The 25,705-nt window shown below is 53.0% G+C and carries 29 protein-coding genes; 11 read left to right on the top strand and 18 right to left on the bottom strand.

Annotated features, from left to right (window positions below; genetic code table 11):
• Positions 1–40: 40 nt before the first annotated feature.
• The 3 genes from FYJ64_RS02805 to FYJ64_RS02795 all read left to right on the top strand — a co-directional run bounded on the left by FYJ64_RS02805 (position 41) and on the right by FYJ64_RS02795 (position 3,752).
• Positions 41–1,669 (top strand): sigma-54 interaction domain-containing protein, encoded by a 1,629-nt coding sequence (locus FYJ64_RS02805; protein ID WP_154573740.1) that lies wholly within the window; start codon positions 41–43, stop codon positions 1,667–1,669.
• Between the two features lie 121 nt (positions 1,670–1,790).
• Positions 1,791–2,921, top strand: coding sequence for an alanine racemase (gene alr / locus FYJ64_RS02800; protein ID WP_154573739.1), 1,131 nt, complete (start codon positions 1,791–1,793; stop codon positions 2,919–2,921).
• 63 nt (positions 2,922–2,984) lie between these two features.
• On the top strand, positions 2,985–3,752 hold the full coding sequence (locus FYJ64_RS02795) for a gamma-glutamyl-gamma-aminobutyrate hydrolase family protein (RefSeq protein ID WP_154573738.1): 768 nt from the start codon (positions 2,985–2,987) through the stop codon (positions 3,750–3,752).
• 156 nt (positions 3,753–3,908) lie between these two features.
• Here FYJ64_RS02795 and FYJ64_RS02790 read toward each other — a convergent pair whose 3' ends face one another.
• From FYJ64_RS02790 to cobT, 12 genes are all read right to left on the bottom strand, one after another.
• Positions 3,909–4,826, bottom strand: a complete 918-nt coding sequence (locus tag FYJ64_RS02790; RefSeq protein WP_206045514.1) for a S66 peptidase family protein — start codon at positions 4,824–4,826, stop codon at positions 3,909–3,911.
• A gap of 213 nt (positions 4,827–5,039) precedes the next feature.
• Positions 5,040–5,516 carry an IS1096 element passenger TnpR family protein gene (locus FYJ64_RS02785; protein ID WP_154573736.1) on the bottom strand — a complete coding sequence of 159 codons (477 nt, stop codon included), beginning with the start codon at positions 5,514–5,516 and terminating at the stop codon, positions 5,040–5,042.
• An 86-nt stretch (positions 5,517–5,602) separates the two neighbouring features.
• The gene (locus FYJ64_RS11770; protein WP_154573735.1) at positions 5,603–6,004 is read right to left on the bottom strand and encodes a UPF0236 family transposase-like protein; all 402 of its coding nucleotides are present in this window, start codon (positions 6,002–6,004) and stop codon (positions 5,603–5,605) included.
• A complete protein-coding gene (locus tag FYJ64_RS02775; protein WP_268891387.1) occupies positions 5,968–6,441 on the bottom strand; it encodes a UPF0236 family transposase-like protein in 474 nt (157 codons plus the stop codon). The genes FYJ64_RS11770 and FYJ64_RS02775 overlap by 37 nt, the downstream gene beginning before the upstream one ends.
• Positions 6,381–6,725 carry a hypothetical protein gene (locus FYJ64_RS02770; RefSeq protein ID WP_154573733.1) on the bottom strand — a complete coding sequence of 115 codons (345 nt, stop codon included), beginning with the start codon at positions 6,723–6,725 and terminating at the stop codon, positions 6,381–6,383. Before FYJ64_RS02770 ends, FYJ64_RS02775 begins: the two co-directional genes overlap by 61 nt.
• A 393-nt stretch (positions 6,726–7,118) precedes the next feature.
• Complete coding sequence (locus FYJ64_RS02765; protein WP_154573732.1) at positions 7,119–8,006, bottom strand: SPL family radical SAM protein; 888 nt, start codon at positions 8,004–8,006, stop codon at positions 7,119–7,121.
• A 439-nt stretch (positions 8,007–8,445) separates the two neighbouring features.
• Complete coding sequence (locus tag FYJ64_RS02760; protein WP_154573731.1) at positions 8,446–9,534, bottom strand: DUF883 family protein; 1,089 nt, start codon at positions 9,532–9,534, stop codon at positions 8,446–8,448.
• Between the two features lie 313 nt (positions 9,535–9,847).
• Positions 9,848–11,566, bottom strand: coding sequence for an aldo/keto reductase (locus FYJ64_RS11710; RefSeq protein WP_154573730.1), 1,719 nt, complete (start codon positions 11,564–11,566; stop codon positions 9,848–9,850).
• A complete protein-coding gene (locus FYJ64_RS02750) occupies positions 11,566–11,958 on the bottom strand; it encodes a bifunctional adenosylcobinamide kinase/adenosylcobinamide-phosphate guanylyltransferase (RefSeq protein ID WP_206045513.1) in 393 nt (130 codons plus the stop codon). Before FYJ64_RS02750 ends, FYJ64_RS11710 begins: the two co-directional genes overlap by 1 nt.
• A gap of 151 nt (positions 11,959–12,109) precedes the next feature.
• Positions 12,110–12,907 carry an adenosylcobinamide-GDP ribazoletransferase gene (locus FYJ64_RS02745; RefSeq protein WP_154573728.1) on the bottom strand — a complete coding sequence of 266 codons (798 nt, stop codon included), beginning with the start codon at positions 12,905–12,907 and terminating at the stop codon, positions 12,110–12,112.
• Positions 12,904–13,440: a bifunctional adenosylcobinamide kinase/adenosylcobinamide-phosphate guanylyltransferase gene (locus FYJ64_RS02740; protein ID WP_154573727.1), complete on the bottom strand. Its 537-nt coding sequence runs from the start codon at positions 13,438–13,440 to the stop codon at positions 12,904–12,906. The genes FYJ64_RS02745 and FYJ64_RS02740 overlap by 4 nt, the downstream gene beginning before the upstream one ends.
• The gene (cobT, locus tag FYJ64_RS02735; protein WP_154573726.1) at positions 13,440–14,582 is read right to left on the bottom strand and encodes a nicotinate-nucleotide--dimethylbenzimidazole phosphoribosyltransferase; all 1,143 of its coding nucleotides are present in this window, start codon (positions 14,580–14,582) and stop codon (positions 13,440–13,442) included. The genes FYJ64_RS02740 and cobT overlap by 1 nt, the downstream gene beginning before the upstream one ends.
• 151 nt (positions 14,583–14,733) lie before the next feature.
• Between cobT and FYJ64_RS02730 the strand changes: the two genes are divergently transcribed.
• From FYJ64_RS02730 to FYJ64_RS02715, 4 genes are all read left to right on the top strand, one after another.
• Positions 14,734–15,663: a DMT family transporter gene (locus FYJ64_RS02730; protein WP_154573725.1), complete on the top strand. Its 930-nt coding sequence runs from the start codon at positions 14,734–14,736 to the stop codon at positions 15,661–15,663.
• A 248-nt stretch (positions 15,664–15,911) separates the two neighbouring features.
• On the top strand, positions 15,912–17,273 hold the full coding sequence (locus FYJ64_RS02725; protein WP_154573724.1) for an NCS2 family permease: 1,362 nt from the start codon (positions 15,912–15,914) through the stop codon (positions 17,271–17,273).
• A gap of 130 nt (positions 17,274–17,403) precedes the next feature.
• Positions 17,404–17,628 carry a type II toxin-antitoxin system RelB family antitoxin gene (relB, locus tag FYJ64_RS02720; RefSeq protein ID WP_154573723.1) on the top strand — a complete coding sequence of 75 codons (225 nt, stop codon included), beginning with the start codon at positions 17,404–17,406 and terminating at the stop codon, positions 17,626–17,628.
• A gap of 3 nt (positions 17,629–17,631) precedes the next feature.
• Positions 17,632–17,901 (top strand): type II toxin-antitoxin system RelE family toxin, encoded by a 270-nt coding sequence (locus FYJ64_RS02715; protein ID WP_328596979.1) that lies wholly within the window; start codon positions 17,632–17,634, stop codon positions 17,899–17,901.
• A gap of 36 nt (positions 17,902–17,937) precedes the next feature.
• On the opposite strand, the gene FYJ64_RS02710 is transcribed toward FYJ64_RS02715, so the two are convergent.
• Complete coding sequence (locus FYJ64_RS02710) at positions 17,938–18,999, bottom strand: alpha/beta hydrolase (RefSeq protein WP_154573722.1); 1,062 nt, start codon at positions 18,997–18,999, stop codon at positions 17,938–17,940.
• 154 nt (positions 19,000–19,153) lie between these two features.
• Between FYJ64_RS02710 and FYJ64_RS02705 the strand changes: the two genes are divergently transcribed.
• From FYJ64_RS02705 to FYJ64_RS02690, 4 genes are all read left to right on the top strand, one after another.
• Positions 19,154–19,510 carry a PadR family transcriptional regulator gene (locus FYJ64_RS02705; protein WP_154573721.1) on the top strand — a complete coding sequence of 119 codons (357 nt, stop codon included), beginning with the start codon at positions 19,154–19,156 and terminating at the stop codon, positions 19,508–19,510.
• Positions 19,507–19,896, top strand: coding sequence for a DUF6120 family protein (locus FYJ64_RS02700; protein WP_154573720.1), 390 nt, complete (start codon positions 19,507–19,509; stop codon positions 19,894–19,896). Before FYJ64_RS02705 ends, FYJ64_RS02700 begins: the two co-directional genes overlap by 4 nt.
• 228 nt (positions 19,897–20,124) lie before the next feature.
• Positions 20,125–20,514: a DUF6120 family protein gene (locus FYJ64_RS02695; protein WP_268891385.1), complete on the top strand. Its 390-nt coding sequence runs from the start codon at positions 20,125–20,127 to the stop codon at positions 20,512–20,514.
• Positions 20,515–20,603: 89 nt separating this feature from the next.
• Positions 20,604–21,215 carry a hypothetical protein gene (locus FYJ64_RS02690; RefSeq protein WP_154573718.1) on the top strand — a complete coding sequence of 204 codons (612 nt, stop codon included), beginning with the start codon at positions 20,604–20,606 and terminating at the stop codon, positions 21,213–21,215.
• Here FYJ64_RS02690 and FYJ64_RS02685 read toward each other — a convergent pair.
• From FYJ64_RS02685 to yfcE, 5 genes are read right to left on the bottom strand one after another with little or no spacing between them, the layout of a single operon-like run.
• Positions 21,212–21,943 carry a beta/alpha barrel domain-containing protein gene (locus FYJ64_RS02685; RefSeq protein WP_154573717.1) on the bottom strand — a complete coding sequence of 244 codons (732 nt, stop codon included), beginning with the start codon at positions 21,941–21,943 and terminating at the stop codon, positions 21,212–21,214. The genes FYJ64_RS02690 and FYJ64_RS02685 overlap by 4 nt on opposite strands.
• Entirely contained in the window at positions 21,912–23,606 is a 1,695-nt protein-coding gene (locus FYJ64_RS02680; RefSeq protein ID WP_206045512.1) for a HAMP domain-containing sensor histidine kinase, read from the bottom strand. Before FYJ64_RS02680 ends, FYJ64_RS02685 begins: the two co-directional genes overlap by 32 nt.
• Positions 23,599–24,306 (bottom strand): response regulator transcription factor, encoded by a 708-nt coding sequence (locus FYJ64_RS02675; protein ID WP_154573715.1) that lies wholly within the window; start codon positions 24,304–24,306, stop codon positions 23,599–23,601. Before FYJ64_RS02675 ends, FYJ64_RS02680 begins: the two co-directional genes overlap by 8 nt.
• Entirely contained in the window at positions 24,296–25,087 is a 792-nt protein-coding gene (locus tag FYJ64_RS02670) for an HAD family hydrolase (protein WP_235897092.1), read from the bottom strand. The genes FYJ64_RS02675 and FYJ64_RS02670 overlap by 11 nt, the downstream gene beginning before the upstream one ends.
• The gene (gene yfcE / locus FYJ64_RS02665) at positions 25,084–25,701 is read right to left on the bottom strand and encodes a phosphodiesterase (protein WP_465250607.1); all 618 of its coding nucleotides are present in this window, start codon (positions 25,699–25,701) and stop codon (positions 25,084–25,086) included. Before yfcE ends, FYJ64_RS02670 begins: the two co-directional genes overlap by 4 nt.
• Positions 25,702–25,705 lie beyond the last annotated feature (4 nt).

Below are 25,705 nucleotides of genomic sequence, written 5' to 3'. Positions count from 1 at the left end.
TAAAAGAAAAAGAAGAACAGCTACAGGAGCAGAACGCATCATGAAAAAAATCGAGATTATCTATAACACCCGCACCGGCACTGACGCTATCACTTTTCATGAGCGCCAGCTTGTTCCGCCCTTTATCACAAATGTGCTGGACTGCAGTTATAGAGAAATCAGCTTCGATTCTCTGCTTCAGCTGACCAACCGCATCCATCTCAACAACGAAGTGATTGAGTCGCGGCTGATTAAATACCTCAGCGAAATCGTCACCTGTGAAAATGATATGCAGGCTCACTTTGTGGATAATTATATTAAGTCACAGATCATCGACCGGATTCTGGGCAGTTCCCCTTTCGCCTTCATCACCATCGATTCCCGGGAACGCATTGTCTTTACCAACGAACCCGCCAACCGGATCCTTCACGGAAGTCCCACTCTCAGAAGCAGTCTGAAGGATTATTTTGACGCAGAGGCTGTCCGCCAGATTCAAGGAAGCGCTCCCGCCGAAGAACATGTCATCACCCACGAGGGGATCAATTACCTTGTCAGCCGCTACCCGCTCTATCTCCGGGATTTAAATATCGGCTACTATATCAAGATGATCGACGCCGGGAAAATCCGCGATATCGAAAGCACCGTCTCACGAAAAATCCATGACAAGGGACTGTTTGCCAAACATAGATTCTCCGACATCATACACCAGAGCCGCGTTATGGACGAGTGCATTCAAACTGCGGAGAGAGCGGCGGAAACGAATCATACCCTTCTGCTGACCGGTGAAAGCGGTACAGGGAAAGAACTTTTCGCTCAGTCTATCCACAATGCGTCACACCGCAGTTCTAATCCATTTGTTGCCATTAACTGCTCCGCGCTCCCTGAATCTCTGCTGGAAAGCGAGCTTTTCGGTTATGATCCGAACTCCTTCACCGGCCCCGGCAAACGCGGCAAGACCGGTCTCTTCGAGCAGGCGAATCACGGAACGATATTCCTGGATGAAATCGCCGATATTTCGCCTAAAATGCAGTCCAGTCTTCTCCGTATGCTTCAGGAGCGGCAGATCATGAGAATCGGCGGTGACAAAATCATAGACGTCGACGTTCGCGTCATAGCGGCGACAAATCGTGATCTGCAGGCGCTGGTCAGCGCAGGCTCATTCCGCAACGACCTGTATTACCGGCTCAACGTAATTCCGATCTGGATTCCGCCGCTCAGAAACCGCCGGGAAGACATCCTTCCACTGTTTCAGGAATTCCTCGGCAGCAAATACGAGAATATCCGAGCCAGACAAAAGGAGGCACTGAAGCAGTATGACTGGCCGGGAAATGTCCGTGAGCTGGAAAACGCGTCCATTTATTTTACTACCTTCGGAACACTTCCTCCGACACTTTTTCAACCCGGAAATCATCGGCTGCGGCACGTTTCGTCCGTGGATCTGAACAGCGACCGTCATATCCGGGCCGAAATCCTCGACCTCCTTTATGCATGCCAGAATACGCGCCATGCTCTGGGACGCACCTCAATTCTAAATCAGCTGCGGGACCGGGACATCCTCATCAGCGACGGCCGTCTCCGCAATATTCTGGACGGTCTGAAACAGGACGGATATATCACGATCGGCCGGGGGCGGCAAGGGACGACCATCACTTCCGCCGGTGCGGAATGGCTGCACAGAAACCCTTCCTGAATTCGTCCTTTCTTCTGATATGCGGCATAATTATTGCATTATATATAGTCATATTTAACTGTTACAGAAGCCCGTTTCTGTTGATCTCATACTGCATTTTGAGGAAGGAACTGATATCCATATGAAAACAACCGGAACATATCGTGACACAATCATCGAAATCGATCTGCAAAAACTCTATGACAACTTTCTGAAGATCCGTGAAATGAACGGTCCTGACGTGTCTGTAATGGCTGTGGTCAAAGCAGACGCATACGGCCACGGTGCCGTTCGGATCGCCAGAACTCTGATGGACGCCGGTGCCGCATATCTGGCTGTCGCCACGTTGAGCGAAGCAATGGAACTTCGATCCGTGTATCCGGATTACCCTGTATTTATTCTCGGACACACACCGGATCAGTATCTTCACTATGTTATCGAAAACCATATCACGCAGACCATATTTTCCTATGATCAGGCCCGGCTGCTCAGCCGATATGCCGAAAAGCAGAACACAATTGCCAAGGTACATCTCAAGGTTGATACCGGACTACACCGTCTTGGGCAGGTTCCCGGCGAAGCATACCGTAAAGAAATTCTCCGAATGACGAAGCTGCCGAATCTGGAAATCGAGGGTATCTTCTCTCACCTCGCCCTGACAAACCGCGAAGAGAATGAAAAACAATTTCACAGCTTTACAGACTTTGTGCGCACCCTGGAGCGGGACGGACTGAGTTTTCAATACAAGCACATCTCTGACAGTATCGCGTGTGTAGACTACCCCGAATACCGGCTGAATATGGTCCGGCCGGGGTCACTGATTTACGGAATGCACTCTTTTCACCTAGGATACCTTCCTGTAGTTCCTGCAGTCCGTTTTCTGACCAGAGTCTCGGAACTGCATCGCCTGCAGCCCGGCGAAGGCGTCAGTTACGACTATGTATGGCGCGCTCAGCGTCCCAGTATCGTCGCCACGCTTCCCTTCGGATATGTCGACGGACTCTTCCGAAGTATACAGGGTAAAGGCTACGTCTCCATTCACGGGGAAAAGGCTCCGCTGATCGGCGTCATGTGCATGGATCAGTGCATCGTGGATGTCACCGACATTCCGGATGTTGCGCCCGGGGATCTCGCGATCATACTCAGTGACGGAAGTGACGGCGCGATGACCGCGGAAGAAGCCTCCAAACTGACCGGCACAATCAAAAATGATATTCTGGTCAGTCTGGGGACGCGACCCGAACGGATCTATATCAATGATCCGTCAGAATAAACCATTGCTGATCCCGTTCGGATTTCTTCGAACGACTCTCATTCAAAGAGAAAGGAAAAGAAAGTGTCCAATACAAGAGAGAACAGCAGCCGTCCCTTTATCGGGATCGTGAATACAAGAAATGATGATAATCCGGAATTTATCCGGAGTTCTGTCTGCACTGACTACGTGCAGGCAGTGATCAAAGGCGGCGGGATTCCCGTACAGATTCCTCTGATTGACATTCCGCTGGATCTGACTCCCTATGTGGGGCTGTGCGACGGTTTTCTGTTTCCGGGTGACATTGACCTCGCTCCTCAATTCTACAACGAGCCGTGTCACGAAGGTCTGGGTGTGATTCATCCTCCTACAGACCGGTTTCAACTGGACGTTTTTAACCTGGTTTTTGCCTCCGGAAAACCTATTCTGGGCATTTGCAAAGGATGTCAGATCATAAACGTCGCACTGGGCGGCACTTTGTACCAGGATCTTAAAGAAATTCCCACGACACAGCGCCACTACACCATAGCGCCCAAGGCCACGCTCTCTCATCGCGTGACCTGCGATGAGGATTCGCCGATTGCCAGACTGCTCGGCAGTGAATTCTGGGTCAACAGTTTCCATCACCAGGCGATCAAATCTCTCGGAAAAGGGCTGAAGGAGGTTGCAAGAGCGGAGGACGGCGTAACAGAAGCGATCATATACGAGGGGAGTCAGTTTGTCTGGGGTTTACAATGGCATCCGGAAATGATGCTGACTGCATCAGACAGTATGCTCCCGGTCATGCAGGCTTTTATCCGCGCATCTGCCGCCGACCGCGCGTCGCGCGGCTCATATGCGTCCGCAATATAACTCTATATCTTTCATAACGGGGATGAGCTGCCGCATCAGACGTGATGTATCGTGAACGAACCATGACACCACTGCATCATGTTCAGCGCGCAGCTCTTTCTTTTTCTGATATTCTCCGTTTTCGTCTCTTCGAATTTAGCAGTTTATTTCATCGATTCATCTTTCCACATGAAACCGTATGGTTCTGTCCTCTGTGTCTATGCTGCACTGTGCTCCGATCGGCAGTGTGGTCATGGGAAATCCGTGCCCCGAAGAAATCCCGTACATTACCGGAATATCGAGATCCGCAGTCATATCCCAGAACATATCGTACATGAGATAATCGCCTCCGTCACTCTCACAATCCGTAAACTGCCCGAGGAGAATTCCCTTCGCCCGGGCAAGTTTCCCTGAGTTGCGCAGCTGGCTCATCAGCCGGTCCATATTGCTCAGATGGGTGTGTACCTCTTCAATGAAAAGAATCTTTCCCTCTGTATCCACTTCATACGGTGTTCCGATCGATGCGGCCAGAAGTGTGAGATTTCCGCCCGTAAGCGGTCCGGAAGCCTTGCCGGGACATAGTACTCCGATCTCAAGCTCCGCAGGATTCCGATACAAAAAATCCTCTGTTGCGTTTATCGTATCAAACAGACTGCTCCTCGTTACATCATCAAAATGATCCACAATGTTTGATGAAACCATGGGGCCATGAAACGAAACCATCCCGCATTTCTGCGACAGCATCAGATGCAGGTTGGTGACATCACTGTAGCCGACGAAAATTTTCGGATTCGACGCAATCGCATCCCAGTCCAGATACTCCATAATTCGAGCGCTTCCGTCTCCTCCCCGGACACAGAAAATCGCATCCACCTCGGGGTCCCTGAACATCTCGTTCACCCCGTCTGCCCTGCGGCGGTCAGGTCCGGCCAGATATCCGTCCGCTCCCATCGCGATATTATCCGCCGCCTTCACGCGGTATCCCATATCTTCAATTACTTTAATACACGCCTCTTCTCTCTGGCGATCCACCGGCGAGCTTGGGCTCACCAACCCGATAGTACCGCCTTTCATAAGCTTCCTCGGAAATTTCATCATACCCTCCTTTGCGCTTTATTCCACGACAGGCCTTCAGAAATATTTTACAGCACAAAAATAAAGCAACTATCGTACCAATCAGAGTTTTTCGTGAATTTCCGATGCGTTTAAAGCTTTTGACTCCAGGTTTCCACCGTCTACGTCAATAGATGAACCCGGCCGATCCCGCCGGTCATGCGGGGCGGTGACCCGAGGGTATTGTCCGGCAGACTACAGCATGTTCTCGGGCTTACTCGTTCTCCCCGTCCATCCCATCCGCCTTGCCCAGTCGCGCATCTCTTTTGCAGCATAACGATCTGCGCCATGGATCGTTTCCAGGAAATCAATATACCCTCCGTATCCGCCGACATCATCCATAACATTTAACCCATCTGCATATACACAGAGAGGTTTTCTCAGATACTGAATCTCATTAAGCGTGTTCTGCAAGTCTTCCGAAACTTTTTCACTGCTGCTGTCATAAAAAGCCGCTTCCTCATCAATTGACAGTATGTGTTCCAAGATCTCATGTTCATCTGCCGCAGTATAGTCAAAGTCATCATTTTCCCAGACGGCATGATAACCTTCCTCGCATGTAATCTTTACTTCCCAGCCATCACCATAATCGTAGTAATATGTAAGTTCGTCCGCGATCGGAACAATATCCGGATTCCGATCGTTGATATATTCAAGACATTCATCCTGCATCTATTCTATCGCACACTTGTATTCGGCGGTGTCAACTTATTGTGGAGTTTTTCGGTTGACAACTCTCTTGTATTTTTAATTTGCTTCTAATTTAAAGCCCCGTGATTCTGTCCATACGCCTGCAGCAGTCTCTGCATTCCTGCGTTTGTATCGTAGATGGGGACTTCTCGCTCAAATACACTCCAGTCTGTACATCCCTTCAAGTATTCCTGTATCATTCGCTCGCCATATTCCCGGTAGGTCTCCTCTTGTTCGCCTCTGGAATCAGCCGCTGTGATTTTTTGTCCATTAAGTTTCAAGACCCTGATTTTGCTCAGTTTCGCCAGTCCTTTCCTGCTCCATCCCATCGGATTCCGGCTGAATCGTTCGGAGAGTACATGACTGATCTGACCTTCCGTACAACTTCCCGGAATATCCAGTGTGACATAATTCCGAATCGGAACCCACTGATTCAGCAGATATGTTCCAAAACTTTTCGCTGCCGCCACATCTTCTTCCGGCGCGCCTCCATCAACGTGTGCAGAAAGTGATCCACTTTGTGTTTATCGTCGTTTGTGATTGCGGTTGTAATGACTGTCCTCACATTTCTCTTCGAAAACCGCTTGCAGATTCGATCCAGTTCCTTCTGGTAATGATATCCATCTATGATATGTTTTGTTCGTTTGAATGCGTTCAGCCCCTTTTCAATCCATTTTTCGCCGCCTCCATGTACATAAGTGTGTTTGAGCGTTTCCGTATCATACGCCTTGGCTATATAGCCTTCTACGCTTTCCCACAACTGCTTTCCGTTAAACTCTTCATCCACAAAGTGCATCGGCCGGATCGTCCGGTTTCGCCGTTCGCTCACTTTCTCAATTCCCTCGCTCACTGTGACCAGCGGGACGATCTGATTTTGTTTTCCCCTCTCCTTCTTCGGTTTCTGCATATGGACATGGTCTTCGTCTGCGTATATGTGCAGGACTTCCGGACTTCGTTTCTCGTCCGGCTGTTTTTCCGGAACCTGTATGGTTTCTCACCGTCTGACGGCTGATTTCGCTGTTTACGTTCGCTTTTGTCCTCGCGAATAGATTCATTCAGATACTTCAGTGTCGCTTCCACCATAGCTCTGGCTGATGTGCGGCAATCCTCGGCAATGTCCTTCGCCATGAGATCCAGATCCTGAATCTCACCGTTTTCTGTTCTTTTTATGTTTTTTCTTCCCAAATCCATTGCGATCTGGTGTATACTATTACTGCAATTCATAGAGGTCGCTCCCTTCGTGTTTTTTTTTTGCAAATTCTATTTCAACACAAAGAGTTGACCTCTATTTCCTTTTTTCTAAATCCCTCGGAAAAGTTCCACACTTATTTTACACTACCGCCGTGAGGGATCCACGTGTGAAAAAAATGTATTAAACGCATGCATAGACAATGTATCGGCGCACGAGGGCCCGATGCGATAAAGTCCGAAGCATGAGACCAGCCGCACGAGGGCCCGCTGCAATAAAGTCAGGTGCATGCAGACCGGCCGCACGAGAACCCGCTGCAATAAAGTCAGGTGCACAAGGGTCGGACGCGGTAACTCCGGGAGCATGAAGACCGGAGAGAGGCGGGCACGATAAAGTCAGACGGTCATCAAATTCTCGAACAGATCCAACTGCACGGATTCATTCTTTTCTTCAAAGGTGCTGAGGTATTTGAAAATCTGATCGTTGTCATGCAGTATTCCCTTTTCTTCGCACAAGCTGTGGAACAGATCCATCAGCATATCGGCGCGCGGGCTTTCTAGCTGGTACCGCATTCCGTAAGTCCGTATGTATTTTTCCTTCATTCCGGGGAAAAGCCGGTCCAGCTGGCGGTAGAAGTACTCGCGGCTGCCTTCGCGAAGTGTCATCCCCATTCCGAAACAGATCACTCCGCGTACCTTCGCCTCCGCACAATAATCAATGATGCCCCGGATATTCTCTTCCGTGTCATTGATAAAAGGAAGGATCGGACAGAGCCAGACGACAGTCGGAATACCCGCCTCATTCAGCTTTCGCAGGGTAGCCGCACGTTCCTTCGTCGTGCTCACATTCGGTTCAATCCGGCAGCAGAGTGTTTCATCGCAGGTTGTCAGCGTCATCTGCACAACACATTTTGTTTTCTCATTGATTGCCCTCAGCAGATCGAGATCCCGCAGCACCCGGTCTGATTTTGTGATCAAAGTAAACCCAAATCCGTATCGTGCGGCAAGCTCCAGCGCCTTCCGGACATTCCCCAGTTCAGCCTCCAGAGGAATGTAAGGATCAGTCATAGAACCTGTCGCCAGCATGCATTTTTTCCGCTTCTGCCGCAGTGCGATCTCCAGCAGCTCCGTGGCGTTTTCCTTGACCTCGACATCTTCAAAATCATGATCCATATGGTAACACCGGCTTCTGGAATCACAGTAAATACAGCCGTGAGTACAACCCCTGTACAGGTTCATTCCGTTTCGCGGAGACAAAATTCCTTTCGCTGTTACAAAGTGCATTCGACGTTCCTCCTGCCAAATCGGCGTTCCGCTCTGCCGGTTCTGACGGTGCACGCTGCCACCGGGTTGTGTGCCACGGCGCTGACGGTCAACTTCTTCAGTGATTCCATTTAACATGATACAAACCCCGGGAGGGTGACGGCCGAGGGCAGACAGGTTGGAGATGCCTGAGATTGACGAATTTACGACAGCCAGAACCGGACCAGTCAGTGACTCTCGTGAGTGGACAGGTTGGCGACGTCTATAGCCAAGCGGGGGTAGCGAAATCGGTGTCGAATATCCGTCAGGGTGTTTTCCGAAACTATTGCAAGTTTACTCCGGCACCTCTTGCGAAAGCATTCCTGCATCTGCTGCGAGAACATTCCAGCATCTCTCGAGAGAACATTTCACCACCTCGTGTGAAAACATTTCAGCACCTTTTGCGAGGGCATTGAATTCCTCAGCCTCTGAATCTGGCCAGGAGTTCTTCGCACTGTTTGCGTGTTGCGTCGATCAGCTCGTGGCTCTTCTGCTCGGCCAGGGCGATTTTGGCGTCTGCCTTGGCGCGTGCTTCTTCAACCTGGGCGTCAGCACGTTTTCTTGCGGCGGCAACCTGAGCATCGGCACGTTTACGGGCCTCTGCCAGTTCCTCCTGAGCCCGGCTTTTGGAATCCTTCAGTACCTGCTCAGCCTGCGTCCGCAGAACCTCCGCCTGAGAAAGGAGGGATTCCGCTTCTTTCCGCTCAGCGTCCGCCTTCTGCTGAATTTTCTCATTGATGCGCTGCTGACGGACCATTGCCTCAGCAACTGCGGTACGGGCGTCTTCCTCTGCCTTCTGGCGGAGCTTTACGATTTCTCTGTCTGCTTCCGCTTTCCTAGTCTCGATTTCTCTGGCCGCCGTCGCTTTCTTTGTTTCAATTTCCTTATCAGCCGCCGCTTTTTTCGTTTCAATTTCCTTGGCTGCTTCCGCTTTTTTTGCCTCCGCATCCATTTTGGCTGCATATCTGATGCCTACGGCTTCCTCTTCCGCCTGTTTCTTTGTCTCCGCGGCTTCCGCCTCCGCTTTCTTACGCGCACCGGCCGCTTCATCTGCCGCTGCCTTGCGTCTGGCGTTGGCCTCAGCGAGAGCCTTCTTGCCTTCCTCCACCGCCGCGTTCTTCAGTGCGGCAACCTCTGCCGCGGTGCGCTGCTGCATCGTACGGATATTGGAAAGATAATCATTTGCGGTCTCCTGCGCCTTCTCAAAGATACCGCTCAGAGATGCGGTCGCCTCCGCAATAGACCCCGCTTTATCCATCGTAATTTGACGATTCTTCAGTTTTTCCTGCGCCTCCGAGAGCTGCTTCGCAGCCTCTTCATACTGCTTTTTTACTGAGTTGAGCTGTCGTCTAGTACTGTTCAGTTTTTCCTGTGATTCCGCCAAAAGTTTATTCGCCTGCGCTCTGGTGACATCCATCTCCTGCTCCAGCGCTTCTTTGTCCTCCGTCGCTCCCCGCAGCAGTTTAATCAGCTGTTCACGTGTCAGGTTCGCCAGTTCTCTGTCATTCATATCGTCGTACTCCTTCCGTATATCCCTCCGTGTTTTTTACAAAAGCTTCTTCATATGTTTTTCGCACAGCGCGGCATGCTCTGCCGCGTGCGGTTTCGCGAATACCGCGCGTTGTCGGCGACCGGCGTCATGGGCGTGCGTCGCCGAACATTGTGCAGTGGCGTGCGTCGTCGCCAGTCTTCCGGCATCGCCGGCCGGATTTGACTTTGTTCGCCGTCTCGTTGTCGGCGGCCGTCGTTATCGGCGTGCGGCGCCCAGCGGCACACAGTGTCATTCGCGCATGTCGGCCGGCCGGCGTGCGCTGCCGGCAATGCTACTCGAAGATTTCCGCAGCAGCCGCCAGTTCCTGAATGATGCCGATGTGCTGTGGACAGACTTCCTCACACTGCCCGCATTCGATGCATCTGGAGGCCACGCCGCCGTCACGGGTCTGCCACTTGTAGGTTCCCTGTGCACCCGGATCATGATACAGGCTGCGATTGTTCATAGCCTTGAAAATTCCCGGAATCACGATTCCCTGAGGACAGCCTTTGACGCAGTAACCGCAGTTTGTACAGGGGATGCTGGGCAGGCTGCGCATCTCCTCCGCCACCTTTTCCAGGAGCGCCTGTTCATCCTTTGTCAGAGGCTTACCATTGTCGGCGGTGTTCAGATTATCCTCCATCTGCGCCAGATCCGACATGCCGCTGAGCACCGTCAGAACTCCGGGCAGTCCCAGCGCGAACCGCAGCGCCCAGGACGCCTGACCGGCCTGCGGATCAGCCGCCTCCAGGAGCTTCGCCGGACCCTCGGGAAGGTTGACCAGATTTCCGCCCCTCACCGGTTCCATCACGATAATCGGCTTGGCGTATGCCCTTGCAACTTCATAGCATTTCCGGGCCTCCACCGCTTCATCCTCCCAGTCCATGTAGTTGATCTGGAGCTGTACAAAATCAACGTCGCTGTGCGCGGCCAGCACCTCCTCGAGGCGTTCTGCTTTGTCGTGGAAAGAAAACCCGAAGTTGCGGATCTTTCCTTCCTCCTTCTTTTCCTTCACAAAGTCCCAGAGGTGATAATCCTCATAGAAATGCGTTCTGTCCTCGCCGAGGTTGTGAAGCAGATAATAGTCGAAGTAGCCCGCTCCTGTGCGCCGCAGAGATGTCTCAAAAATCTCCTTCGCCTCCTCCTCACTCTTCGCCAGAAAAGCCGGGAGCTTGGTGGCGAGATAGAAACTGTCTCTGGGATAGCGATCCACCAGCGCCTCCTTCACCGCGGCCTCCGACTCTCCGTTGTGGTAACTGTAAGCCGTATCAAAATAATTATAGCCGCGTTTCATGAACAGATCGACCATCTGCTTCACAGTTTCGATATCGATTTCCTTTTCCTTCATCGGCAGACGCATGAGCCCGAAGCCCAGCCGTCTGATGTCCGTAATTTTTTCGTAACTCACTGCTTCTCCTTCCTGTATTTCCACGATGTATCCAAATCCCGGCTCGGGAATCCAGTCCCACATGTTACCGTTTACATCGGGAAACAGTTCCATCATCATTGCGGCAATCACCCCGCCGTGGCAGACCGTCACCGTGACCGCATCCTGTCCGCCGTGCCTGTGCGACCACATTTTCAGCCGATGGAGTCCTATCAGCTTCTTTCTGCCGGCAGATACACGGCTGCGGAACTCATTGCGGGACTCCCCTCCGGGCGGCTCCGCATCGCCTGTTTCATCAAGAATCCAACGGTCAAACTTCCAATTGCCCTTCATCTCATCGTAGGTATGGCACTCGAATTCGCCGAACCGCATCTCCTGCAGTTCGGGAATTACTTTGTACTCCCGCTCTCCATAGAGAATCCGCAAGGTTTCCACGGTTCTTTCCAGTCCGGAAACGATGAACTGAGCGTCGTCCGGAACCTCAGGGTAAACGCCTTTGTCACGAAGACGGCAGAGCGCCTCTCTCCCCTGCGGTGCCAGCGGAATGTCAACCCCGCCGTAAAACCAGCCCTTCAGGTTCCCCTCTGTCAGACCGTGACGCAGCAGAATCAGTCTGGACACCATTATTTCACCACCTGCGGAATTCCGCAATAGACCCGGATCACATGCTCCGCATGCTTTCCGAGGTAGACCAGACAACGTCCGACCTCCTCCCGCCAGGCGCGCTCATCCCTGTTCATCGGTACGACCCCTTGGGTCACATCATCCGCCAGTATGATTTTGTCGCTCAGCGCGTCCACGTTGGACACCAAATATTCCTTGGCCTCGATGCCTTCCCTGACGCAGGCCAGCACAAAACGGTCGAAATGGTTCAGCGCCCTCGCGTTCAGGTCCACGGACGGCCAGTAGCTGCCGTCGTTCTCGGCGCAGTCGAATATCTCTCCGTCCGACAGCCCGTATGTTTCCTTTGCGTAATCCAGCTTGCCCTGGAACGCTCCGCCAAATATCAATATCATATGTTGTCTTCTCCTTCTCTTGATTTCCCACAGTCGCTCCGACGTCATCGAACAAAGTCCGGGGCGACTCTGCGTGTCTGTCCGTTCGAGTTTCCGCATTCTCACCGGTGTCGCCGAACAAAGTCCGGGGCGGCTCTGCGTGTCTGTCCGTTCAGTTTCCCGCGGTCACCGCCAACGTCAGGATTCCCGCAAGCTCCGACCAGCAGATCATATATCCCGCGATGTCGCCGCTCATGCCGCCCAGCTGTTTCCGTGCATAGCGCCCGGCAATCCCCGCTGTCATCACCATTACGATGATCATGAGTGCGGCCGGACGGAGAAAGCTCTGCCGATACGCCAGTGCCAGCGCGGGCAGAACACAGATCGCGCATAAAACGCCGTCCATCATATGCCATTTCCACTTTCCCGGCTGCCGGTAATCCTCCCTGTACTGACTGGTTCCGAGCGGCCTGTGCCGCATCACGGCAGCACCCGACAGGCTGCGGCTGAGCACCGGAATCATGAAGAGCACTACACATGGAACTTTGTTCCAGCATACATTCATACACGCATACCACGCCAGCAGCAAAAACATCAGTGCCACCACGGCGAATGCTCCCACCGTGGAATCCTTCAGAATCCTCTGTTTATCCTCCATGGGCCGGCGGGAGAGAATTGCGTCGTTGCAGTCCATGAAGCCGTCCAAATGCATGAACCCGCAGAGAGCGAACAGCAGAAACACAGCCAGAACCGCCGCCAGAGGCGAGGGAACTGCGAGGCCCTGCGGCCGCACCACGTCGATGCTCCGCATGCTCCAGATCACCAGTCCCCATATGCTCCCGATAACCGCACCGGTCAGAGGCAGGAACGCCAGCATCATGTTCTTCAGCCCGCCGTCCCATTTTTTGTACGGGCAGGGAAGCGTAATGAAATTCCCCCACGCCATGAAAAAAGCCGTTATAAATTTCATTTCAGCTCCTTGAAAAATCCGAAACCCGTTTCAATGACCCGGTCGCAGACCGCCGCCAGAGTCCGGTCGCAGAGGGCCAGCGCATGCCGGTAATTTTCCGTCACCGAGTCAAACACTCTGGCGTCCGAATAGATATAATCCGAGACGAACACCGTGCTCCCGGTTCCCCGCGCGAACCGCTCGAGGTCTGCGGCAACCCGTGCTCCCGCATCCGGGTCATACTCTCCCTCCGGCGGAAACATCTCGTTGGACAGAAGCGCCGTCACGCTGTCCATCAGAAACACGCCGTTTCTGTCCACATCCGGTCTCTCCAGAAGAGCGCAGAGATCTGTCCCCTGTTCCAGAGTCGCGAACCCCCAGCCGTCTCTGGCCGCCAGGTGTCTGCGGATTCTGGTCCGGTCCTCCTGATCCGTCGGAATCATGGTTGCCACGTAGTACAACGCGGCTCCGCGGTCCGCCGCCATATCCCGGGCCAGCTCCTGAGCGTGAAGGGATTTCCCGTTTTTGCATCCTCCGCTGACAAAAATATTCATCAGAAAAAGTTTCCTTTCTTGATTTCCTCCAGATATCCGGCGTCGATAGAGCCCTCCGCCAGAGTCTTCATCAGATCCATGGACGCGCAGCCCGCTTCCATTATCTTGAAGGCAACAGGGCAGCCGCTACCCTCGCCCAGACGCATTCCCAGATCGAACATGGGCTTCAGTCCGAGGCGTTCCATCGCGGTGTTATAACCCAACTCCGTGGATTTATGAGAGGCGAACATATAATGGGTGACCAGCGGCTGAATCTCCCTCGCCATCACGGCCGCCACAATGGAGATAAATCCGTCGATTACCACCGGCATGCGGTTGCGGGCAGCGCCCAGATAACATCCGGTCATGGCACACAGATCGAACCCGCCGACGGCAGCCAGCTTGCCGATGGGATCCATATCCCGGCACCGCTCGCCGGCGTCGCGGACAATGCGGATTTTCGTTTCAAGGCCTTCATTATTCAGCCCGCCGCCGCGGCCCACCAGATCCTCCGCCTCTACGCCGGTCACCGCGCTCAGCAGACACGAGCTGGTCGTCGTGTTTCCGATTCCCATTTCGCCGATGCCGCAAAGCTGAATCCCCGCCTTTTTCATGGCATCCGCCGCCTCGAATCCGGTCAGGATTCCCTGTATCGCCTGCCGGCGCGTCATCGCCGGCTCCTTCGCCAGGTTCTTTGTTCCCCGCGCGATGCTCCGGTTCACGATCTTCACCGGGATGCTCCCGTCCTCCGTCAGCATGCTGTCCGTGTACAGCTCCTCCGGGATATCCTCCGCGACGCCCATGTCCACGTCCAGCACATCGATGCCGAAGTAGCGGGCCTGCGCGCTCATTCCGGTAATCCGCCGGGTAAAGTTGATGGTCTGGCACAAAGTAACAGTCTGTGGCGCAGAAGCCACGCCCTCCGCCACAACGCCGTTATCACCGCAGAACACGGCGATGCACTGCTTCCGCAGGTCGTTGCCCGTCACATTTCCTGTGATTCCCGCCATCCGTATGGAAATATCCTCCAGCCGTCCGAGACTGCCGGGAACCTTCGCAAGTTCCTCCTGCCGAGCCGCCGCCTTCTCCATCGCCTCCCGGTCAGGCGGACAGATCTCCCGGCTGAGCGCCTCTATACCTTTTTCATCTTTTTCACAAATCATGACGCAAGCTCCTCGCTTTGTTTTGAATACAAATATCTTATCATATTTTTGTCCAGAAAAAAAGTCGCGCATCTTGAAAGTCGGAACTCCCGTAAATATAATGTAAATATACTTACATAAGTGTACTTGATGAAGAAAGGTTATTGAGTTTATGAACAAAAGACTGAAAAGTGACATTCTGCTGCTTCTGACAGCATTCATATGGGGATCCGCCTTTGTCGCCCAGAAGGTGGGCGCAGATATCGGAACCTTTACGTTTAACGGCATACGGATCTTTATCGGCGGTCTGGCCCTGCTTCCCGTGATTCTGATTCTGGATTCCATGCAGAAGAAGAAAGGAAACGGCGAAGCCCCCGACCCGGTGCAGAAGGCTGCAGACCGGAAGGTTCTTCTGGCCGGCGGTCTCAGCTGCGGAATCGTGCTGTTCATCGCCTCGACGCTTCAGCAGTACGGCATCTTTTTCACCACTGCCGGCAAATCCGGTTTCATCACGTCGCTATATGCGGTCATCGTACCGTTTCTAGCCATCGCGACCGGCAAGCGCGTGAAGAAAATCATCTGGCTCTGTGTGATCCTGGGCGTGACCGGGCTGTATCTGCTGTGCATGACGCCGGGAGAAGCGTTCCGCATTCAGCGGGGAGATTTCTTCGTCCTGCTCTGCGCCTTCGCCTTCGCCGTGCACATCATGGTTATCGATTATTTCTCGCCGAAGACCAACGGCGTCAAGATGTCCTGCATCCAGTTTCTGACCGCGGGCACGATCGGAATCGTGTGCATGTTCATCTTCGAAGAGCCGAGCATGACGGCGATTCTTCACAGCTGGTTCCCGATTCTGTATGCGGGTGTCTTCTCCTGCGGTATCGCCTACACCCTGCAGATCGTGGCGCAGGCTGACGCAGATCCGTCGGAGGCGTCGCTGATACTCTGCCTGGAGTCTGTATTCTCCGTCATCACCGGGGCGATTATGCTGCACGAGAGTATGGCTGTGCGCGGTTATCTGGGATGCGCACTGATCTTCGCGGCGGTCGTAATGTCCCAGCTTCCCTCCAGGGAGGAACGGCTGGCGGCGAAGAGCCGCTGAACGGGAGTTGCCCCTGAACAAAATTGAGTCCTCTGAAACTGCGTTTCTAACGCATTCATTAAACACGAACAAAATGCGGATAGTCTACCCATATCGTTTGCATTTTGTTCGTGTTTTTGCTGAAACCGAAAAAATATTCGTCATTTCCGAAGGGCAGAGACGAATAACTTCTTGAATCCGCCTTCTGAAGGCGTATATAATAATTAGTGTCTTTTTATCATTCATTCAACTAAAAGGAGAAAGAGTTTATGGAAAAATTTTTCAAGCTGAAGGAGAATGGCACGGATGTGCGGACTGAAGTTACCGCCGGCGTGACCACTTTCCTGGCGATGGTCTACATTCTCGCCGTTAATCCCAACATCCTGTCCGCCTCCGGTATGAACAGCGCCGCAGTCTTCACGGCTACCGCTGTCTCCGCCGGATTCGCCACATTGATCATGGCATTTTACGCAAATTATCCGGTCGCTCTGGCTTCCGGCATGGGCCTGAACGCCTATTTCGCATTCAGCGTCTGCGTTCCGATGGCCAAGGCAGGCATTCAGGATCCCTGGAAGATCGCTCTGGCGGCGGTACTCTGTGAAGGTATCATTTTCATCCTGCTCTCTCTGACCCAGTTCCGCGAAAAACTGGTCAACGACATCCCGATGAACCTGAAATACGGCATCACTTCCGGAATCGGTCTCTTCATCGTCATTGTCGGTCTGAAGGGTGCGGGCATCGTGATCGGCGATCAGTCCACACTGGTCACCATGGGCAAGGTCGGCTCTCCGGAATTCGTCCTGGCCATGATCGGTCTGATCATCATCGCCGTTCTTCACCACTATCGGGTGAAGGGAGACATCCTCATCGGAATCCTGGCCACCTGGATCCTTGGAATTATCGCGCAGGGTGCAGGCTGGTACAAGGTAGATATTGACGCAGGAGTCTATTCTCTGATTCCGAGTTTTGCCGGCGGATTCCTGCCTGCCAAGATGAACCTGTTCGCATTCGACTTCGACTGGATCGGCACACACGTCATGGACTTCGTCGTCATCGTGTTCTCCTTCCTGTTCGTTGATATTTTCGATACCGCCGGAACTCTCATCGGCGTCGCCTCCAAGGGCAACCTTCTGGATGAGAACGGCAAACTCCCGAGAGCCAAACAGGCTCTGCTGTCCGATGCCATCGGAACAGTCGCAGGCGCCTGCATGGGAACCTCCACAGTCACTTCCTATGTCGAGTCCAGCGCGGGCGTCGCGTCCGGCGGAAGAACCGGTCTGACCTCACTGACCACAGGCGTACTGTTCTTTGTTTCCCTGCTGCTGTCCCCCATCTTCCTGGCAATCCCCAGCTTCGCCACAACGCCGGCACTTCTCTGGGTCGGCCTGCTGATGCTGAGCTCAGTCAAGAACATGGTGTTTGACACAGATACCGATCTGGCGGATGTCGTTTCCGGGTTCATGGCCATCGTCATGATGCCCTTCACCTATTCCATCGCCAACGGAATCATGTTCGGTATGCTCTCCTGGGTGCTGCTGAAGCTTCTGACCGGAAAAGCGAAGGAGATCAACGGAATCATGTGGATCTGCTTCTTCCTGTTCGTGGCCCGCATCATCACCCTGGTTGTATAACAAAGGATAATTTTCATGGAGTGTGAGGAGTTGTTCTTCACACTCCTTTTTTCGTGAAATAGTGAGTACTTGACAGATCTGGTAAACGAAGATATAATGTATTACAAGTAATGCAGGGAGGGGTGACATTATGAGCACAATATCGGTAAGAGTATCTCCTGAGGAGAACAAGCTGATTCATGAGTATGCATCAGTCAACAATCTCAACTTATCCCAGTTTATCAGGGATGCTGTCATGGAAAAAATTGAAGCTGATTTCTCACTCGACGAGGATCGCATTCTCAACGCGCTGAACAGGTCGAAAAACGAGAAGAGATATGACCATACCGAGGTTTGGAAAATGCTGGAGGTATAAACCGTGTATACAGTCGAGTTCAGTGAATCCGCAGTGAAACAGCTGAAGAAATTAGATAAAAGCACATCCCGGGTCATAAGGAACTGGATTGTGAAGAATCTTGTGGATTGTGACGACCCGAGGCAGCACGGAAAAGCTCTCACCGGAAATCTCAGCGGCATATGGCGGTACAGAGTGGGAGACTACAGATTGTTTGCCGAGATTGACGATACGCGGATATCGATTTTTCTTTTCGAGATAGCTCATCGCAGAGAGGTATACAGACACAGATAGGCAGCGTCTGCCCGTCGGGTTCCGGCAGACGCTGTTTTATTTGTAATCCCGGAAGAAACGCATCAGCCCGTTGTAAAGATACGGATAGGTATAGTAGTAGTGATGGGAGCGTCCGGCGAACTCGGTGAAGCTCAGGTTCCCATCATAAAACCCGGTGTCCGTGTATGTGAACACGTCGGGATAACCCTTCAGGGTGTCCACAACGCCCTTTGTTGCCGCGCACATGAAATCGTCGCTGCCGGAAGCCGCGAAGATATAATAGCCGTCCTTTCCGTAACCGGATTTACGCGCTGACTCAGCAAGCGCCGGCGAAGTCGCGGCGTTCTCACTCTCATTATATCCTGCCTCGTCGTAATACAAAGGCATGCTGATCGGCAGATAATATTTGAAATAGCCGATACGGTCCCGGAACGCCCGCCAGGTCGTGCAGCCGCCCATGGAAAAGCCGCCGATCGCCCGGTGTCCGCGAGAGGCGCGAAACCCCTTCGGCGTCGTATCCGCCGCATAGGTGCTGTATTTTTTCTCTACCGCCGGCATCAGGTAATCTGCGATTTCATCCACCATGCCGTTCAGTTCCGTGTAATAGTCTGTATATTCCTTTGTATACGTCGGGGTGACGACGATGAGCGGCGCAATTTTCCCGTTCCCGATCATATTATCCAAGACATTTTTGAACGTGTGCGGAAGGAGCTTCGTACCGAGCCAGGTCGTTTCAGAGCCTCCGTATCCGTGACAAAGGTAGAGTACGTTATATTTTTTCGAAGAGTCATAGTGATACGGCAGATATACGGTCGCCTCTTTCCGAACTGTCCGTCCGCTTCCGTCGATCAGCTGTGTGTCATAATCAATCGTCGTCAGTGTTCCGCGCCGGTCGGCGCTGCTCTTATATGATGACGGCATCTGCTGAATTTCTGTTATCATTTCCTTCTGCAGCGCTGCTTTCCTCGCCGCAGCTTCCGCCTTCCTCTGCTCTGTCACCTGCTGATGGTGCAGAACCGCGCCGCAGCCTGCCGCCACAGCCGCGAGAATAAGAATGACGGCCCCAAGCCGCCGTCCCCTCCTGTGGTTTACCCGTTTCCTTTCTGATGATATTCTCATTCCAACCCCTTTCCTGTCTGCCTTCTGAGATTGCTTTCATTTCATTTTAATCAAAATATTCTCTATTGTCAATATATACTATGTTTTAAAAAGTATTGTTTATTCATATTATCTCCTGTATACTGAAGAAGAAAGTATAACGAAAGGGATTCCTATGGCCAGAGGACGAAGCAGTTTTAAGATGGGAACCGTGGAAATGCTGGTTCTCTATCTGTTAGAAAAGAAAGATCTATACGGGTATCAGCTGACGAGTCTGATCCGGGAGATTTCCGGGGGCGATGTTGACGTGCAGGAAAGTACTTTGTATCCCACTGTCTACAAGCTTCGTGAGAAAGGGTATCTTTCAGAGCGGGAGGTCATCGTCGGAAAACGCCGCCTCCGGGTGTACTATCATCTTGAGGACCCCGGACGGGAACGTCTCGCTGTCCTTTTGGATGATTACCGTCAGATTACCCGCGGCATCCAGCGAATTCTGGAATGCGACACATTGCCGGAGGAGCAGGGAAAATGAACAGGAAACTGTCACGGGAGCTCAGCAGTTATTTCCGCCAGATCCGTCTTCTGATGCCCGTCTTCACCCGGCGGGAGAAGCAGTTTCTGCGCATGTTCCGGGAACGGGTCCTCGCCTTTGCGGAGGAGAGCGAAACCTGTGATCTGCAGGCAGTCATCCGGCGGTTCGGCACACCCCGGGACGTGGTTTCCAACTATCTGGACGCCATGGACACATCGGAGCTTTTTCATCATCTTTCCGCATGGAGGATGATCCGGCGCGTCATTGTCATCATCATGCTGCTGGTCATTCTTACCGTAGAGGTCCAATGGGGAATGGTCGAAGTTTCCCGATACATCTGTAACCACCACCCCCGCATTGTCACAACTCTGACCGGGAGCAGATAGTCTGTCGCCGGGCGGCTGCGGAAGGCCGCAGGCACGAGTCGTGAGCTGCCGGAGAACGCCGCGGAAGGCCGCAGGCACGAGTCGTGAGCTGCCGGAGAACGCCGCGGAAGGCCGCAGGCACGAGTCGTGAGCTGCCGGAGAACGCCGCGAAATGTCGCAGGCACTGCGCTGCGAGTTATCGGTGAATTCCGCGGAATACCGCAGGAAGATTAGGAAGGTTGAAACGGTTTGAAAAAAAGCACCCTTGACACTGAACTGAACACCTATTTTCGAAATATACGGCTGTTGTTTCCAGTCTATGCCGGGGCGGAGCGCCGCTATGTAAAAGCGCTGCAGCGAGAGATCCGAATGTACGCCGAGGAGCATGCAAACGCTTCAATCTCAGAGATTACCAGCAGATTCGGCTCGGCGAAGGACGTCGTAAAATCGTATCTGGACGCGATGGAAAATGAAGATCTTTACCGCTACCTCAGACGATGGAAACGTTTCCGCCGCTTCCTGGCAGTGATTCTTCTGGTCGCCTTCATACTGTCGGCAGCGAAAATTGGTTTTGTTTTCTATAATTTCTACACCGGACTCGACTCTATTGCGGTGACAGAGGAAACTGTAATCGAATAGATCTCACCGCACGGACTGATATAAATCTGAAAAATATACATATTTAATCACTTGAACGAGCATACACATCCAATCACAGGAGAAGAAAAATGCGCAGAAAAAGAATGACAATCCAAATAACAGGACTGCTGACCGCTGTTTTCCTGCTGTTCCTGACGGTTCAGCCGATCCTCGCTGCAGACGGCGAACAGAGTATCAGCATCCGGCGGCTTCCTGACGGAAGTTATTATGAAACCATCGTCGAGACCGCCCCGAGCCAGCCGGGAGCGCTTACCTCGTCAAGGATTTTTGCTCCGTCAGGCGTCTATACTGTGAAAAAATCCAAAACCACACGTTACCGCAGCGCATCCGGCTCCGTTTTGTGGTTTGTGAAAGTCACCGGCACCTTCCGGTACGGCAAAGGCTCTTCGACCTGCCTTTCCTCCCGAGTCACAGCCAAATCCAGGAACAAAAGATGGAAAGTATCCAATCGCACCGCCAGGAAAGTCAGGAACAGGGCCATTGCATCCGCAACCGCCAAACGCTATGAAAACGGAGAGGCGGTGCAGACGATCCACAAAACGGTCACACTGACCTGCACGGCCTCGGGACATTTCTACAGGCGGGCGCACCGCAACGGAGCTAAAGAACGCCGTTATTCCTCTGAAAACAGATCGCGCCGTTCCTTCAAAGCAGGGAAAGAACTGCGCCGCCCGTATTAAATCAGTTCCAGCATCTCCTCCAGAATCATTTCCTTCTCCTCCGGAGAATCCACTCTGGCCGCTTCCTTTCGGTATTCCGTCATCATAGCGCTGAAGATGTCATCCAGTCCCGGCGGAGTATAACTAATCGTGTTTGCACCCGCCGCGATGGTCTCCCGGATGGTATCGTCCGTGGGCCCTCCCGTGGCAATGATGGGCACCCCCGGAAATTCCGCACGGATATGTCTGACCAGCTCCGGCGTTTTAGCCGCGGCAGATACGTTCAGAATTGATGCTCCCGCATCCAGCCGTGCTTCAATATCTGTATTTTCATTGACCACTGTAGCGATGACCGGAATATCGATTACTCTCTTGATCATCTCGATATTTCCATTCTTCATCGGCGAATTGACAACTACTCCGTATGCGCCGTCTGCCTCCGCATCCTTGGCGATCAGCGCGGTTCGCACGCCCTGTGTCGTTCCGCCACCCACGCCGCAGAACACAGGAATCGACGCGGTATTGATAATCGTCGTATTGATGATCTGCTGCGGCGTAAACGGATATACAGCAAGCACCGCATCCGCATTACAATTACGTATGATGGCGATGTCCGTAGTGAAAATGCAGGATTTAATCCTGCGGCCCAGCACCACCATCCCCTTGGCGCTCCAGATCACCTCAGGCATCTGAATCGACTTGGCTCTCAATGTTCCGTTAATTCTCGGTATGTCCTTGTAAGTCATCATTGCATCCCCCTTCATTATCTGCACTATCTGCATAACCTGGCTGATCGTCATATGCATTGTCCATGCGGCCTGCCCGATTACATATTCCGTTCATATCATCTGCCCCCGAAGGCGTCTTTGCCGGTTCAGACTCCGATCGCTTCGGCTCCGATGCCGGTTCCTCCGGATCTGACACCGGTCGCTCCTGTCCCGGAGATGCCTCCGCCGTTCCGAAAAGCTGCCGGTCCAGCGCATCCTCCGTAACATTCATCTCCACCACCGGAAACAGGATTTCTGTTGTATAAATCTTCTCCTCTTCCATGGCGTGAAAGGCGCCGTTCATGTCCTCACAGAGCCGCTTGCAGGTCCGGACACCGATTTTGGTGCTCTCCACCTTCTTCGCCTCTTCATGGATATGATTCTGCAGCACCAGCTTGATTCTGTCCAGAATCAGATCTGCCTTTATTTCCACAGAGAAAGAGTGATCCGCATACTTCATGATATTTGAAAACAGATTGTCAAAGAGTCTCCTCATGGATGAGATATCCACATCCACCAGAAACCCCTCCGGCACATTGTACTGCAGATTCACATTGAACCCGCAGCCGATAGTCTCCGCCACATGCTCCACCAGAAGCTGCTGAAACAGAATTCCTGCATCCATCCGCTCCAGCCTGATCTCCTGCTCCTGCTTGCCGAAAACGAGAAAATACCGGAACAGCCTGTCGGAAAGATCCTTCAGCTGGAACGCCTTTTCCCGGCAGGATCCTATGTACCGGTCCAGTTCCTCACGGGACTCAAACTTTCCGCTCTCAATAATATCCAGATAGCCGATCAGGGAGGTCAGCGGCGTCCGGATATCATGCGACATAGAAGTAATCAGCTGTGTATTGGCGTCCCATGCTGCCTTCTCATTTCCCATCTTCTCAAGAATCGCGGTACGCATCACATCCACGCTCGCAGCCAGTTCCCCGATCTCGTCCCGATGTCCCGGAACAATGCGCCGGTTCAGATCTCCTTCGCTGATTTTCCGGACGGCGTCGGAAAGGTCGCTGACCCGCTCCAGCACCCTGCTGTTATAGATGAGGATAGTCATCAGGAAAAGCACCGCCGCAATTAAGATCGCAACTATATCCATGATATAGTACCATCGCTTCTCCCCGTTGACATTAATATATGTATAGTACGTCCCGTCTGCAAACGTCACGTATCGGTTATAGACATCCTCCTTGAAGTCTTCAGGGCTCAGATGCTTCATAGTATCCGATTCTGTCGTTCTCGCTCTGTTCTTCTGCACCGTCAGACTGCCATCCTGTGCACCTCGTGTATCGCTGGAATCCACGATCCAGCCGCCGCTGAACACGTCTTTGTTATTATCCCAGACCAGCAGTTGAGTATAGCTTTTCCCTGCGAGCCATTTCTGCAGCGCCCGCGTATCCGTCGCCCTGACATGATTCCTTTTCACAAAGGCTTTCAGTTCGCGGTAGCGTTCCCCGACCGCCTTCGCCCTGGCTTTGTCCGAGAGATAATATTTCTCCGCAACAAAGTCTTCAAGCACAGAGGACGCCAGAAACCCGCCGACCGCGAATACCGCCGCAACAAGCACAGCCACGATCAGCTTGAAGTTCAGCGACAGATAACGCCGGCGCCACCAGTATCTGATTTTCGCTCTGCATTTATTCAATCCGGTAACCCTTTCCCCAGACAGTCTTGATAATTTTCGACTTGCGCACATCATCCTCCAGCTTTTTCCGGAGGTTCAGCACGTGCACCATAATCGTGTTCCCGGCGGACGGAAGATATTTCTCGCCCCAGACACTTTCATAGAGATCTTTGTTCTGCACCACCTCTCCCCGATGCTCCATGAAGTACCGGAGAATGTCGAACTCCTTGTCGGTCAGGTTGATCCGGGTGCCGTTCCGGCGCACAGAGCGGGTCCGGATATCCACCACCACGTCCTCCGCCAGCACCTGTGTATTCTCGTCCGCGTAACGGGCAGGATACGTGTTATATTCCGTGTGGCGCCGGATAAGGGACTTCACCTTCATCAGCAGCTCCGTCTGGGAGAACGGTTTCACCAGGAAATCGTCGCCGCCGCTGGTATACGCCGCCACCTTGTCCTGATCCTGCGATTTCGCAGTGAGGAACAAAATAGGAACCGACGAAGTTTCCCGCACCCTGGCGCAGACCTCCAGCCCGTCCATCCCGGGCATCATGATGTCCAGAATCATCAGATCAGGCGACGGTCCGGCAAGCACGCGCTCCACCGCCTTCCGGCCGTTCTCCGCTTCCTCCACGGCAAATCCCTCGCTGCCGAGAAGCACCGACAGCACCTTCCGGATATCGGGATCGTCGTCCACCACCAGAATTCTGTTATGACTCATTTTCGCTCCTTCTTCCGGCTTCGGCACACACGCCGGTGCCTGCCGCATCTTTTGCACCGATGCACGGCACACCGCTCATACTGACGCCTGCCACAGCTTCTTCGTCGTCTCCGCTGCACAGCAGGTCGAAATCTGCCAGGCTCTCATAATAGAAATCCGCCGTCCGTATGATTTCCTCCCGGTCCTTTTCGCTGACCGGATCATAAACCCCGACCGTCCGAAAACCTGCCGCCTCAGCGGTTCGGATCGCATAGAGCCCATCCTCGAATACCCATGTGTACTCCGGTTGCGTCTGCATGCAATCCTCCGCCGCATAAAAAATCGCCGGATTGTTCTTTGTCGCCCCCACCTCACTGCAGGTGAAGATTCCCTCGAACAACCCCCGAATACCCAGCCGGTCAAACGCCGCCTCTATACATCTCCGATGCGTGGAGGTCGCCACCGTCAGATGAATCCCCACGTCGTACATCTGCTGAAGAAGTTCCCGGGCACCGGGTTTGAAATCTGCCTCGCGAAAGTAAAACTGCTCCACCTGTTCATCGATTCCCCGGGCAATTTCCGGAATCGACATGCTCAGTCCGTAATGGTCGATCAGATACTGCGCACCGGTTTCCACCGTTTCCTCGAACAGCAGATCTCCCAGTCCGGGCTCAGCCTGTATTCCCAGCGTAGCCAGAAAGCGTGCCCCCGCATCATGCCACACCGGCATCGTGTCCAGCAGCGTGCCGTCCACATCGAAGATAACGCCGTCAATCATTCTGTTGCAGTTCTTCTGATTCATATCTGATACTTCCTGTATTCCTTTCCTGTTTCAAGATCAATCCACGTAAACGTCTCTTCCTCCAGCAGCATATAACTGTGGGGACTGTCCTCCTTCGGTATGGACACCGACCCCGGATTCATGTACAGGAAATCCGGATATTCCTCGCACCGGGGCACATGGGTGTGCCCATTCAGCAGAATTGTCCCCGGAATCATCGGCGGCCTGTGCTCCAGGTTCCAGATGTGTCCGTGGGTAGCGTAGATCGTAAGACGCTCCGTCATGAACAAAGCATAATCCGCCAGAACCGGGAAGTCCAGCACCATCTGATCCACCTCTGCCTCGCAGTTGCCTCTCACGCAGAGGATCCGGTCCGCATACGGATTAAGCATCCCGATAACGTCTTTCGGTGCATAGTCCCGCGGCAGATCATTCCGCGGTCCGTGATACAGAATGTCGCCCAGCAGCAGAAGCCGCTCCGCACCGGATGTCCGGAAAGCCTCAAGCATACGCCTACAGTAATACGCCGACCCGTGAATGTCAGACGCAATCATGAGCTTCGTCCGCTCCTCCGCTCCCGGCGACTTCTCCGCTTCCGCTGTTCCTGTCGTTTCCTTTCCTTTATTTGCAGGCATCCGT

Source organism: Hornefia butyriciproducens (assembly GCF_009695915.1).
In the GTDB taxonomy this organism is placed as follows: Bacteria; Bacillota; Clostridia; order Peptostreptococcales; family Anaerovoracaceae; genus Aminicella; species Aminicella butyriciproducens.
The sequence above is the reverse complement of the archived record's forward strand: the minus strand, read 5'-3'. Positions and strand labels throughout refer to the sequence as shown.

Coding starts and splice junctions, on each gene's coding strand:
- FYJ64_RS02805 (WP_154573740.1), top strand. CDS start 41: ATGAAAAAAATCGAGATTATCTATAACACCCGCACCGGCACTGACGCT.
- alr (WP_154573739.1), top strand. CDS start 1,791: ATGAAAACAACCGGAACATATCGTGACACAATCATCGAAATCGATCTG.
- FYJ64_RS02790 (WP_206045514.1), bottom strand. CDS start 4,826: ATGAAATTTCCGAGGAAGCTTATGAAAGGCGGTACTATCGGGTTGGTG.
- FYJ64_RS02785 (WP_154573736.1), bottom strand. CDS start 5,516: ATGCAGGATGAATGTCTTGAATATATCAACGATCGGAATCCGGATATT.
- FYJ64_RS02775 (WP_268891387.1), bottom strand. CDS start 6,441: ATGCAGAAACCGAAGAAGGAGAGGGGAAAACAAAATCAGATCGTCCCG.
- FYJ64_RS02770 (WP_154573733.1), bottom strand. CDS start 6,725: ATGGATTTGGGAAGAAAAAACATAAAAAGAACAGAAAACGGTGAGATT.
- FYJ64_RS02765 (WP_154573732.1), bottom strand. CDS start 8,006: ATGCACTTTGTAACAGCGAAAGGAATTTTGTCTCCGCGAAACGGAATG.
- FYJ64_RS02760 (WP_154573731.1), bottom strand. CDS start 9,534: ATGAATGACAGAGAACTGGCGAACCTGACACGTGAACAGCTGATTAAA.
- FYJ64_RS11710 (WP_154573730.1), bottom strand. CDS start 11,566: ATGGTGTCCAGACTGATTCTGCTGCGTCACGGTCTGACAGAGGGGAAC.
- FYJ64_RS02750 (WP_206045513.1), bottom strand. CDS start 11,958: ATGATATTGATATTTGGCGGAGCGTTCCAGGGCAAGCTGGATTACGCA.
- FYJ64_RS02745 (WP_154573728.1), bottom strand. CDS start 12,907: ATGAAATTTATAACGGCTTTTTTCATGGCGTGGGGGAATTTCATTACG.
- FYJ64_RS02740 (WP_154573727.1), bottom strand. CDS start 13,440: ATGAATATTTTTGTCAGCGGAGGATGCAAAAACGGGAAATCCCTTCAC.
- cobT (WP_154573726.1), bottom strand. CDS start 14,582: ATGATTTGTGAAAAAGATGAAAAAGGTATAGAGGCGCTCAGCCGGGAG.
- FYJ64_RS02730 (WP_154573725.1), top strand. CDS start 14,734: ATGAACAAAAGACTGAAAAGTGACATTCTGCTGCTTCTGACAGCATTC.
- FYJ64_RS02725 (WP_154573724.1), top strand. CDS start 15,912: ATGGAAAAATTTTTCAAGCTGAAGGAGAATGGCACGGATGTGCGGACT.
- relB (WP_154573723.1), top strand. CDS start 17,404: ATGAGCACAATATCGGTAAGAGTATCTCCTGAGGAGAACAAGCTGATT.
- FYJ64_RS02710 (WP_154573722.1), bottom strand. CDS start 18,999: ATGAGAATATCATCAGAAAGGAAACGGGTAAACCACAGGAGGGGACGG.
- FYJ64_RS02705 (WP_154573721.1), top strand. CDS start 19,154: ATGGCCAGAGGACGAAGCAGTTTTAAGATGGGAACCGTGGAAATGCTG.
- FYJ64_RS02700 (WP_154573720.1), top strand. CDS start 19,507: ATGAACAGGAAACTGTCACGGGAGCTCAGCAGTTATTTCCGCCAGATC.
- FYJ64_RS02690 (WP_154573718.1), top strand. CDS start 20,604: ATGCGCAGAAAAAGAATGACAATCCAAATAACAGGACTGCTGACCGCT.
- FYJ64_RS02685 (WP_154573717.1), bottom strand. CDS start 21,943: ATGATGACTTACAAGGACATACCGAGAATTAACGGAACATTGAGAGCC.
- FYJ64_RS02675 (WP_154573715.1), bottom strand. CDS start 24,306: ATGAGTCATAACAGAATTCTGGTGGTGGACGACGATCCCGATATCCGG.
- FYJ64_RS02670 (WP_235897092.1), bottom strand. CDS start 25,087: ATGAATCAGAAGAACTGCAACAGAATGATTGACGGCGTTATCTTCGAT.
- yfcE (WP_465250607.1), bottom strand. CDS start 25,701: ATGCCTGCAAATAAAGGAAAGGAAACGACAGGAACAGCGGAAGCGGAG.